The following is a 10,652-nucleotide window of genomic DNA, read 5'->3' on the forward strand; positions in this document are numbered from 1 at the left end:
TTTATCTCCTCGCTTCCGCTTTTATTTTTTTCAGTCTCTTCATCACATCGTTGCCTCCCCGCCCGAAATAGTCGTGCAGGATCTTAAATTCATGATACAGCTTTTCATAAGCTGCCGCATGTTCCGGGTCCGGCCTGTAGGTTCTCTCCTCCACGCGTCCCATGGCTTTGGCCGCTTCAAAGATGGTATCATAACCGCCCTTCTCCCTTCCTGCCGCCACGGCGCCGAACATGGCTGAGCCAAGGGCCGGAGACTGGTCAGAGGCACCGATGAAAATCTCCCGGTTAGTCACATCCGCATAAATCTGCATCATCATGGCATTTTTCTTGGAAATGCCTCCGCAGGCGTAAAGTTCCTCCACCGGTACGCCTGCCTGCTCAAAATTATCAATAATGGTGCGCATGCCGTAGGCTGTGGCCTCGATCAATGCCCTGTAGATTTCCTCCGGTTTTGTGGTCAGTGTCAGGCCCAGGATCATGCCTGTCAGGTCCGCGTCCACCAGAACGGAGCGGTTGCCGTTCCACCAGTCCAGGGCAATCAGGCCGCTCTCTCCGACCTTCAGCCGGGATGCCTTCTCAGTGAGCAGCTCGTGGATATTCATGTCCCTTTGTTCTGCTTCCCTGACATATCCCGCGGGCACACAGTTTTTCACAAACCACTCAAAATGGTCCCCCACACAGGGCTGTCCAGCCTCATATCCATAGAGGCCCGGAAGAACGCCGTCCTCCACAACGCCGCAGATTCCGGGAACCATTTTCTCCTCCCTGCTGCACATAATGCCGCAGGTGGAAGTGCCCATGATCATCAGAAGCTTATTCGGCTCTGTGATTCCCACAGCCGGCAGAGACACATGGGCATCCACATTGGCTGTCCCCACTGCCATGCCCTCTTTGAGACCCAGGCGCTCTGCCATCTCTCTTGTCAGCTCACCGGCTTTTGCCCCCTGGGGATAGACCTCTGCCCCAAGCTTCTCCTGGGCCACATGCTCCAGGCGCGCATCCAGTGCTTTGAAAAATGCGGGGGAAGGATACCCCTCCTTTTTATTCCAGAAAGCCTTGTACCCGGCTGCGCATCCGCTGCGCTTTTCCTGCCCGGTCAGCCTTAAGACCACCCAGTCCGCAGCCTCCACGAACCGGTCTGCCTCTTCATAGACCTCCGGTGCCTCTTTCAGGATTTCCATGAGCTTTGGGATCATCCATTCTGAGGAAACCTTTCCGCCGTATCGTGAGAGGAATGTCTCGCCCCGTTCCTTCGCAATACGGGTGCAGATATTGGCCTCCTCCTGCGCCGCGTGGTGTTTCCACAGTTTCAGCCATGCGTGGGGAACATGCTCCCACTCCTTCTGTATACAGAGAGGGGTGCCCTCCTTGTCCACCGGCATGACAGTACAAGCGGTAAAGTCTATGGACAGACCTATGATATCCTCAGGTTTCACCCTGCTTTCCCTAAGAACAGCAGGTATGGTCATATCCAGCACCTCCAGATAATCCAGGGGATGCTGAAGAGCCCAGTCCGGGGGCAGTCTGGTTCCGTCCGGCAGGTATTCCTCCATCACTTTATGGGTGTAAGCTTTGGTGCTCTGTGCAATTACGGTTCCGTCAGATACATCCACCAGCACTGCCCTGCCGGACTGTGTGCCGTAATCCACACCGATTGCGTATTTTCTGTTCATCCGCCTTATCTCCTATCCATTCTCCGTATTCCTGTCTTTGGTGGAGCCCCGCACGATCAGCTCAGGCTGGATCAGACGGGGAATCCGGCTTTTTTCCTCCGGCACCTTACGGATTTTCTCAAGAAGCAGCTCCGCTGCCATCTCGCCCAGCTTTTCCTGGGGATGCGCAATGGTTGTCAGCCCTACGGTCCCCTCCGCGATGACGGAGTTGTCATACCCTGTCACAGAAATATCTTCCGGCACCCGTTTCCCGTTCTTCTGCAGGGAACGGATGACCTCCAGCGCGATCTGGTCGTTATAGCATACAACTGCGTCCATCTCCACCTGCTGCTTCAGAAGGATCTCTATCATCTGCGCCGGCTTCATTTTCCGGTCCTCTGTGTGGAACCACACCACCATATCGGGATCATAGGACAGCCCGGCCTCCTGGAGCGCTTTTACATACCCCTTGTGCCGTTCTTTTCCCTGAAAATCGTCTGCCTTGAAGATACCCAGTATCCTGCTGTGCCCCAGATCCAGCAGATGTTTTGTGACAAGATAACCGCCCCTGCAGTCATCCATGAGGATATGGGGCCTGTCCATCATCTGGGGATATACCCCCTGGATAAATACATAGGGGATCTCATACTGGTCCAGCATTGCATACAAGTTCATGTGCCTGCAGAAAATCTGGCTCTTGCTGGGTTCAATGATCAGTCCCTCAATATCCTTGGTCAGAATATCCTCCAGGACACGCTCTTCCTTGGTCCGGCTGTTGGCTGTGTTCTTCAGGATGATGCTGTATCCGTTGGCTGTCATCACCTTGTCCATGCCCTGTATCAGGCGGGGAAAAATATAGTCGGATATGTAGGTTGTAACAACCGCGATATTCCTTGAATTCTTCATATGTCCCATGCGCTGGGAGCAGAAGGTTCCGCGGCCGTGTTCCGCCTCGATATAGCCTTCGTTTATGAGAATCGACAGGGCCTTGCGCACCGTATGGCGGCTGATCTGATAGCGGGCAGACAGTTCATTTTCCGAGGGCAGCTTCTCCCCCGGCTTGATTTCTCCGCTCAGTATGGACTGCTTTAATTCCTCCATGAGCACATAATATTTTGTCTTTCCGTTTTCGTTTGTCATATGCCCCTCCTTATGGTTTTCATTGTACAACTTGTATGGTTCTCTTCACAAGTTGTTTCCGTATAAAAATACCTTTTGCTGCACATGCGCGAAGTATGCCGCTTGGCACAGAGTGAACCGGAGCCGGTGCCGAAACTAAAAAGAGCCCGGTAAACCGGACTCAAATTTCAGACCACAACTGCCCGGGGCAGCGGATTTCAGTCAAAAATGTTCAAACATATGCTCCCTGATCTCACTGATGATCTGGTCCATCTCCTCCATCTCATCTCTTACCAATTGGATACCGCACTCCCTGCAGATGTCCTGAATGGCGGCAAATACCCATGGGTTTCTGGCTTTGATGCGCAGCATCCTGCCCTTGTTCTGCAGATAATCCACAAAGAAATCAAGAACAACATCAATCTCGGATTCCTCCGGATTCACCATCTTCATATCCAGAACCATCCCGGATGCATGGTCCAGGGTAACAAACAGAAGAGGGCTGATGGGGCGCTCATATTCTTCCATCTCTATGCCTGCATGGACGTAGGCAAAGTCAACCGATATCTCTGTCCCAACCTTGGGCCTTTTTTTCAGGCGCCTTCTCAGTACCTCGTCCTGAAGCTGAACCACCGGATATTCCCTCTCCACAATGGGAATGGACTCTGCAAACATATTCCACATCCCGGTTTTCTCATTGTAGGCCCGAAAGAGTATCTCCCCCTTATCCCAGTCTACAAAGATTTTTTCCTCTATCACGGCCCGCACAGCCATGAATAGATTCTGAAAGGTTCCCGTAAGCACCTCCACCTCCCTGGCATCCGGCGTACAGGGCACGAACCGGGGCACACAGGATTGGAAGAAAGGCCATTCCCCACGTCCCCGAAACCGGAATCCCAGTTCTTTGATCATCTTTTTCTGGTCCGGGGGAACCTCTTCCCGGTCTCCGAAATAACAGGTAAGAGAATGCTGTTCCAGCATTGCATAATCGGGAGGAAGACCGGTCTCTTCCGTGGAAGCGATCATATCAAAATCCCTGAGCCCCTCCAGCCCTTCGTAGACACTGATCCCGTAACAGTTTCCGCCGCATCCCATAATACTTGCGAAAACAGGCTCCTCACTGTCCTTTAAAAATATAGCCACAAGCTGGGTATCCCAGAAATATTTCCACGGCTCCAGGGCCTTCAGATTACAGGTTACCTCATACAATTTCTCCCACTGCTTTGGCGATGCCTCTTCTCTCATACACGATCCTCCTCTTATCCTCCCGGCCCTTCTGTCTTACTTACTGGAATTCAGTCGTGGGATGGTATATACTGGCGTATCCTGCCGCAGAATTCCCCGAAGTTCTGGGTCTGCAGAATCACCTTGCCCGGTCCGGTCAGCTTTGTGAGGAACAGTCCTTCACCGCCCAGAAAAATGTTCATGCCGCCTTTTACCATCTCGATCTCATACTGCACACTGCCCTCAAAGGCCACCACATTTCCGGTATCCACCTTGATCACTTCTCCCGGAAGAAGTTCTTTCTCCACTTTATTACCGTCCACTTCCAAAAATACCATGCCGTTCCCCTGCATCTCCTGAAGGATAAATCCCTCACCGCCAAAGAATCCGGAAGATACCTTCTTTGTAAATGCCACTTTTGTCTCCACTGCGCTTTCCGCACAGAGAAAAGACCCTTTCTGGCAGTAAAATCCTCTGTATTCCCTTAAGTCCACCGGGACGATCTCCCCGGGTACAGTGGAAGAAAACGCAACCATGGCACCGTCCATCTCCGCCTGGTAACTTGTCATGAAAAAGGATTCCCCGGAAAACATACGGCCCAGGCCGCGCATAAAGCCGCCTCTGGCATTGGTGCTCATGCTGATGCCGTCGCTCATCCAGCACATACCTCCGGTCTGTGTATAAATACTCTCTCCTCTGTTCAGCAGCACTTCCACTGCCGGCATAACACTGCCCTCCAGCTTATATCTCATAATACATACGCCTCCTTTTCTTTCCTTACTCTCTCAGCCAGTTTCGGCTGTATCTCCGGATAAGTCAGAGCCTCCGGCAGGCTGTCGAAAAAGCCGATCCGTTCAATCTCGCTTTCGATTTTCCCGAAAGAAGTGATCTCAGCATAGAACAGCATTCCGTAAGTCTCCTCCCCCGTGTCATTGACCCGGTTTCGGCCTGTGACAGAATAGACAGACACCGGCTTCAAGGTAAATGTCTCTGCGCCTGTCTCCTCCTTAAGCTCCCTTGCCGCAGTCTCTTCTATGGTCTCTCCCGGCTCCCTGTGACCGCCCGGAATCTCATAAGTCCGGCGTTCCCTGTGTTTTACCAGGACCATTTTCTCTCCTGCCACGGCGTAGATCACCGCAAATTTTAAAAGCCGGTCCTCGGCCTCACTGTAAAACTTTACCTCCAGCACAAAAGCTTCCCTCCTTCAGCGCCCTGGCTTTTAAACCGCACCGCTTTGCAGCCTCAGATTTGATACAGAAATACATAATCATCCATATAAAATCCATTGCCGATATCATTTTTCTCTTCCCGCAGAAGCCGAAATCCCATATGCCTGTAGACATCTGCTGCCGGGTTCTTTTTATTTACATTGAGAAAAATCTCTCCATATCCCGCCTCAACTGCCTTTTCCTTTACAAATTCAAACATCCGGCCCGCGTATCCTCTGCCTCTTGCGCTGCTTTTTAGATAGAATTTGCTCAGATAAAGCATTCCGTCCCTGGGATAAAAGGCCAGAAATCCCACATCCCCGGATGCGTCCTTTACCATATAATATGTGTATCCGTTTTCAAGCTGTCCTTTTATGGCGGGAACCGTCTGGAATAAATGTATCATATAATCATTTTGTTCTGCCCCGATCATGGGGTCGAACACTTCCTTTACCACAGAGGACGCCAGTTGTGACAATTCCTCCACCCGCCTGCCATCCTGTAAGGTTATCTGTTCAAACAGGAGTTCTTTCTTTCCTGTATATCGCATAAGATATTCCGTTTCCCCGGTTTCCGCATCGGTGTCTGACTCCCGGAGGAGAAAACCGTATTTTTTATAAAAACGGACCGCATTTTCATTCTTTTCATACACTCTGAGCGACAGCTCCTCATGGCGCCTGCATGCTTCCTTTAAAAGCGCTGTGCCGATTCCCTGTCCCTGCATTTCTATACGGACAAAAAGTCCCGCAATAAAGTCCTCCTGCATGCCGATAAAACCCGCGATCTGCTCCTCAACCTCACACACGAGGATTTCCGCCTTCAAAAGCTCCCGACTCACATACTCATAATTTTCCTCCCAATAGTAAGAAGGGATAAAGCTGTGCGCCCGGCAGTTGGCCTGCAGCCAGATTTCCATTAACGCCTGTATATCTTTGGGGGTAAACTCCCTGATCACGAATGCCATATCCTTCCACTGCTCCTTTTCCCTTTGCAGGGTGTACCCCGCCTTACTTTATCCGCCTATCGGTCCGCCCAGAAATTTCTGCCCACATAGCGGAAAACTTTTCTTCTGTATTCCCTGTATTCCCTGCCAAACACCTTTTCCAGATATTTTTCTTCCTGCCGGATCTGCAGATGCAGGGTAAAAATAGCAAAGCAGGTAAATGCCAACAGCGGAATATTGAAAAACATAAGTAGAATGCCGATATACGTCAGATCAAATCCGCAGAACGCAGGATTTCTGCTGACAGAATAGATTCCCTCTGACACCATTTTTGTTCTGCCGTGCTCCGGAATGCCTGCACGCCAGCTGTCGCGCATGGTATATACGGAAAGTGCAAATACCATAACACCTGCTGTGGCAATGATCAGACCCGCGATCCGCACATTTTCAGATGCCTGATTAATTCCCCAAAAGATAGATACCAATTCATAAACAGGTACGCCGATGGTTGCTATTTTCATGATGAACTCTATGTATAGAAGCTCCTCTGCTTTGTCCCCCTTAGCAATCTGGTTCGTCCTGATCCCTTTCTTTTTCTGACCCAGCATTTTGCCGAAATAGATGCCATAAAATACAAGCATGATAACAATGCTGCCTGACTGAAACTTGTCCATTTGTGGTATCTCCTCTGTTATGTTATTGTCCGAATCCACTTTCTGTCCTGTTACGAACATAGCTGAATTCTTTCAATACAGTATACCCTACATGCTACGGGATTGCAATTGTTAGTTGCTGTCCGCGGCTGCCGGTCATTTCCGGGCTTTTATAACACACAGCCAACCGGCCGAAACAGCGTCCGGCCGGTCTCTTCTTATCGCTACAGCTCCATGAAATCTGAAAGCTCTATCTGACTGGCTGTATTTTTCTCTTCAAATGTGTGCAGCCATGCAAAAATCCTGTTTATGCTGCACTCCAGACCATTTTCCCTGCAGATCTGGTAAAAGACGGACATCAGCTTTTTCCCGCTGGGACTGTCCACCTCATAGGCATTTCCGTAGTTTTCTATATATTTCCTGCGAAGTCCCGGAAAATGCTGCTCCAGCTTCTCATAAAAATACTGCCTGTCCCCATCCCGCAGGGTGACGCCCATGCCAAAATTCAGGACACCGTACACCTTTGCTCTGACCGCGTAATCCATAACACCCCTTATGTTTTCTTCTGTGTCATTGATAAAGGGCAGAATCGGGCAAAGCCAGACAACCGTGGGAATCCCCTCGTCCCGAAGGATATCCAGCACCTCTGCCCGCCGTTTTGTGGTGCACACATTGGGTTCCAGAATACGGCACAGCTCCTCATCTGCTGTGGTCAGCGTCATCTGCACCACGCATTTTGTCTTCTCATTGATCTTCTTCAGCAAATCCAAATCCCGCAGCACCAGATCGGATTTTGTCTGCAGCACTGCGCCGAATCCGTAGTGTTCAATCAATTCCAGGCATTTTCTGGTCAGGCAGAGTTCCTTTTCCAGCGGCAGATAGGGGTCGGTCATGGCACCTGTGCCGATCATACATTTCTTCCGTCTGCTTCTCAGGGCTGCTTCCAAAAGCTGCGGAGCATTTATTTTCACCTCTATATCCTCAAACGGATGCTTCATTCCATAGCATGTGCTCCTGGAATCGCAGTAAATACAGCCATGGCTGCAGCCGCGGTACAGATTCATGCCGTTCTGGGCAGACAAAATGGATTTTGCATTTACCTTATGCATATCTCCTCCTATGACGCGGCGAACCGGTAACCGGCCTGTTTCAGGCACTCTACGGCCTTTTGGAAATTTTCCTCTTTTGTGAGGATATAGTCCGTATTATAAGTGGAGACTGCAAAGATACCTATATGATTCTCCGCCAGAACAGCGGAAATTGCGGACAGGATGCCTATGAGGGAAAAATCAAGAACCCCCTGAATCCGAAACGCCCTCCAGCCGTCATCGCGTTCCAGTGCGTCTTTTGGCACATGTTTCGCAGCACATACAAGTGAAAGCTCTTCGTCTGTCCTGCCGATAAAACAAAAGCCGTCTTTCAGCAGATCCGGCGAAAATTCCTTTATTTTACAGACGGAAAAATCCTGGTCAATGATTTTAAGCTCCATTTCTATTGTCCTCCTGCTTTTAAGCTGCGTTCCAATAATTCCGGTCCGGTTTGAAAAGCACCGGTGACTTCCCTGTACAGACTTTTATAAAATGCCTCTGCCGCGGCTTTTCGCTCCCCGGCAATTTCACGGCCTCTTTTCGTATAGAGTTTTTCATGGATATTACAGAGTTTATGTCTGTATTCATGAAAAAAGGAATCAGCTGACTCCTCCTCCCCATCGGCGATGCGTCCGTCAGGCAGACGCGTGTATATGGGTTCGGATGCATGGCCGCCATACTGAAGCGTTCTGGCGACGCCCACCGCGCCGGTAACGTCTATTTTATCCGCATCAAACAGGATTTTTGCCTCTGTGCTGTCCGGCTGATTCCCCTTTCCTTTTCTGAACCGATGTGCCAGTATGCAGTGTTCCACCTTCGCAGTATAATCTTTGTCAAAACCCTGTTCCGTCAGATATCTTACGGCCATTGCCGCCCCGGCCTTAGCATGACAGACCTTTTTATTTTTAAACTGCGCTTTCCTGCCAATATCGTGCAGGAGACAGGCACATATCAAAACATCGTAATCCACGTCTTTTTCATGATCCGCAATATCCAGCGCGGTATACAGGACCCGGTAAATATGCTCCATATCGTGGGCACTGTCCTGCATACAGGATTTCATATAAGCTTCAAGCTGTTCATATGTCTTTTTCGTCATCTCTGTTTCCATTCCTCCCTGAGCAGACCATATTCATAAGTATCTTTCCAGATTGGATTTCCCTCCTCATCACAGAAAAAGTATACATTCTGCTTCAATTCCCCTTCCCTGCGCATGCCAAGGCGCTCCATCAGCCTCCAGGATGCCGTATTTTCCGGGTCACACATGGCTGTCACCCGCCTGACATCCCATTCCCTGAAGGCCAGGTCAAGCAGTGCCCACGCACTCTCATACGCATATCCCTGTTTCCAGTACCTGCGGTTAAACACATACCCCAGCTCCCAGGTATTAAGGTCACCTTTGTCGAAATACAAATTTCCAATTAGCGTTCCATTCTTTTTGCAGACCGCCCAAAAGCTTTTATCCTCCGCTCTTCTGACTGCCTCGGCCCTGACCTCCTCCATACTCATGGGGTGATACGGCTCATAACGCACTACTTCCGCATCCGAAAGATATTCGTACAATGCTGGTTCATCCTCTGCCCGAAACGGCCTTATGATCAATCGTTCTGTCTCTATCTGCATCTGTTCTCCTTTTTTCATCCTGTGCTTAGAGCATATTTGAAAATTCATTCCGACAATCTGCGCGCCCCAGGCTCTACATTCCGAACATTTTCTTCTTTAACTCAATGCCTGCCAGTTCTGCCAGCCGGATGATCCCCTCCTCCGCCAGCGTCACGGTGGACTCCACATGGATAAAATCCGTCACACTGTAATCAAATAATATATTCCCCTGGGCAGGAAATTCCTCATCGCCATCCCAGAACAGATACTGCATGGGGATACAGGAAAACGCATGAACGATATATCCTGCATCGCCCTGCCGTACAGGCTGTCCGCCCATCTTTTCGGCTGCGCGCCTGAGTTTTTCTGTTTTCCCTTCAAAGGTCATGGCAAAAGGTTTCAGTATGTTGCTCTCAAAAGCCGGCGCAAAGGGTCCCGCGTTTCTCACGTCCCTGAAGGGCACCCAGCGCTCTTGGAGGCTGACATTCTCTTTGGAATACCAGAACAGATTGTAAATATTCATTTTCGTTCCGTTGCGCAGAGGAATGTCATCCTCCATTGCTCTGATATATCCTTCTTTTCTGTGGATTCCGTACTTTTTTCCGAAATGGACAATGGTCAGATATTCTCCCTCAGCCTTTATTTCCGGCAGCTTTCTCATCAATATCTCCTGGTCCATCTGCAGAAATTTTTCTCTCCAGTCTTCGCAGAGCTTATCATAATTGGACTGCTGTGTCTTCTGCATATTATTTCTCCTTTCTGTCCTGTTTCTCCGGGGCAGACGGCAATCTGCCGGTTTCCTTTTTCTCAATTATAACGGATTCTGTGGATGATTACAATCAAATCCCGGTGCACCTTTACCTCGCCCTAAATACCGGAAAAAGACTGCCGGCAGCCTCACCTTTTGAAAGCGCAGCACGCTAAAAAGCGCATACCCCCTATTCTTTGGGAGGTACACGCCCTTTTTCAGTTAAAACATTTTACAAGATCACATCATCGGATCAAGCTCCAGAGCCGGATGTCCCTTCTCTGTTAAGAATGTAATTAATTCTTCCGGATCTGTTGCGATGGTCTCATCACCAACCATGTCTGTGAAGTTGTCGATACCGTATAATTCTTTTGCTGTCTGGTTCAGTCTCTCAGCAACAAATTCTTTCAGCTCTT

The 10,652-nt window shown here is 49.8% G+C and carries 13 protein-coding genes; all 13 read right to left on the bottom strand.

The window, feature by feature from the left end:
• Window position 1 precedes the first annotated feature (1 nt).
• Window positions 2-1,672: a ribulokinase gene (locus tag MUB35_RS10845; protein ID WP_244806194.1), complete on the bottom strand. Its 1,671-nt coding sequence runs from the start codon at window positions 1,670-1,672 to the stop codon at window positions 2-4.
• 12 nt (window positions 1,673-1,684) lie between these two features.
• Window positions 1,685-2,791: a GntR family transcriptional regulator gene (locus MUB35_RS10850; RefSeq protein WP_033142561.1), complete on the bottom strand. Its 1,107-nt coding sequence runs from the start codon at window positions 2,789-2,791 to the stop codon at window positions 1,685-1,687.
• Between the two features lie 201 nt (window positions 2,792-2,992).
• Window positions 2,993-4,015, bottom strand: a complete 1,023-nt coding sequence (locus MUB35_RS10855) for a DUF7309 domain-containing protein (RefSeq protein ID WP_244806195.1) — start codon at window positions 4,013-4,015, stop codon at window positions 2,993-2,995.
• A 50-nt stretch (window positions 4,016-4,065) separates the two neighbouring features.
• On the bottom strand, window positions 4,066-4,746 hold the full coding sequence (locus tag MUB35_RS10860; protein WP_033142559.1) for a TIGR00266 family protein: 681 nt from the start codon (window positions 4,744-4,746) through the stop codon (window positions 4,066-4,068).
• Window positions 4,743-5,183: an NUDIX hydrolase gene (locus MUB35_RS10865; RefSeq protein ID WP_103731289.1), complete on the bottom strand. Its 441-nt coding sequence runs from the start codon at window positions 5,181-5,183 to the stop codon at window positions 4,743-4,745. Before MUB35_RS10865 ends, MUB35_RS10860 begins: the two co-directional genes overlap by 4 nt.
• Window positions 5,184-5,236: 53 nt before the next feature.
• On the bottom strand, window positions 5,237-6,166 hold the full coding sequence (locus MUB35_RS10870; RefSeq protein WP_244806196.1) for a GNAT family N-acetyltransferase: 930 nt from the start codon (window positions 6,164-6,166) through the stop codon (window positions 5,237-5,239).
• 56 nt (window positions 6,167-6,222) lie between these two features.
• Entirely contained in the window at window positions 6,223-6,819 is a 597-nt protein-coding gene (locus MUB35_RS10875; RefSeq protein ID WP_054352495.1) for a methyltransferase family protein, read from the bottom strand.
• Between the two features lie 203 nt (window positions 6,820-7,022).
• The gene (locus MUB35_RS10880) at window positions 7,023-7,907 is read right to left on the bottom strand and encodes an SPL family radical SAM protein (RefSeq protein ID WP_148392155.1); all 885 of its coding nucleotides are present in this window, start codon (window positions 7,905-7,907) and stop codon (window positions 7,023-7,025) included.
• Window positions 7,908-7,915: 8 nt separating this feature from the next.
• Window positions 7,916-8,287, bottom strand: a complete 372-nt coding sequence (locus tag MUB35_RS10885) for an ACT domain-containing protein (protein ID WP_033142556.1) — start codon at window positions 8,285-8,287, stop codon at window positions 7,916-7,918.
• A gap of 2 nt (window positions 8,288-8,289) precedes the next feature.
• A complete protein-coding gene (locus tag MUB35_RS10890) occupies window positions 8,290-8,985 on the bottom strand; it encodes an HD domain-containing protein (RefSeq protein ID WP_227244283.1) in 696 nt (231 codons plus the stop codon).
• Window positions 8,982-9,509 (bottom strand): GNAT family N-acetyltransferase, encoded by a 528-nt coding sequence (locus MUB35_RS10895; protein WP_033142555.1) that lies wholly within the window; start codon window positions 9,507-9,509, stop codon window positions 8,982-8,984. Before MUB35_RS10895 ends, MUB35_RS10890 begins: the two co-directional genes overlap by 4 nt.
• Window positions 9,510-9,582: 73 nt before the next feature.
• The gene (locus tag MUB35_RS10900) at window positions 9,583-10,233 is read right to left on the bottom strand and encodes a DUF3786 domain-containing protein (RefSeq protein ID WP_033142554.1); all 651 of its coding nucleotides are present in this window, start codon (window positions 10,231-10,233) and stop codon (window positions 9,583-9,585) included.
• Between the two features lie 243 nt (window positions 10,234-10,476).
• A partial coding sequence (locus tag MUB35_RS30805; RefSeq protein WP_244806199.1) for a hypothetical protein occupies window positions 10,477-10,652 on the bottom strand: 176 nt, incomplete at its 5' end.

The organism is Blautia sp. NSJ-175, assembly GCF_022867815.1.
In the GTDB taxonomy this organism is placed as follows: domain Bacteria; phylum Bacillota; class Clostridia; order Lachnospirales; family Lachnospiraceae; genus Blautia; species Blautia celeris.

Coding starts and splice junctions, on each gene's coding strand:
- MUB35_RS10845 (WP_244806194.1), bottom strand. CDS start 1,672: ATGAACAGAAAATACGCAATCGGTGTGGATTACGGCACACAGTCCGGC.
- MUB35_RS10850 (WP_033142561.1), bottom strand. CDS start 2,791: ATGACAAACGAAAACGGAAAGACAAAATATTATGTGCTCATGGAGGAA.
- MUB35_RS10855 (WP_244806195.1), bottom strand. CDS start 4,015: ATGAGAGAAGAGGCATCGCCAAAGCAGTGGGAGAAATTGTATGAGGTA.
- MUB35_RS10860 (WP_033142559.1), bottom strand. CDS start 4,746: ATGAGATATAAGCTGGAGGGCAGTGTTATGCCGGCAGTGGAAGTGCTG.
- MUB35_RS10870 (WP_244806196.1), bottom strand. CDS start 6,166: ATGGCATTCGTGATCAGGGAGTTTACCCCCAAAGATATACAGGCGTTA.
- MUB35_RS10875 (WP_054352495.1), bottom strand. CDS start 6,819: ATGGACAAGTTTCAGTCAGGCAGCATTGTTATCATGCTTGTATTTTAT.
- MUB35_RS10880 (WP_148392155.1), bottom strand. CDS start 7,907: ATGCATAAGGTAAATGCAAAATCCATTTTGTCTGCCCAGAACGGCATG.
- MUB35_RS10885 (WP_033142556.1), bottom strand. CDS start 8,287: ATGGAGCTTAAAATCATTGACCAGGATTTTTCCGTCTGTAAAATAAAG.
- MUB35_RS10890 (WP_227244283.1), bottom strand. CDS start 8,985: ATGACGAAAAAGACATATGAACAGCTTGAAGCTTATATGAAATCCTGT.
- MUB35_RS10895 (WP_033142555.1), bottom strand. CDS start 9,509: ATGCAGATAGAGACAGAACGATTGATCATAAGGCCGTTTCGGGCAGAG.
- MUB35_RS10900 (WP_033142554.1), bottom strand. CDS start 10,233: ATGCAGAAGACACAGCAGTCCAATTATGATAAGCTCTGCGAAGACTGG.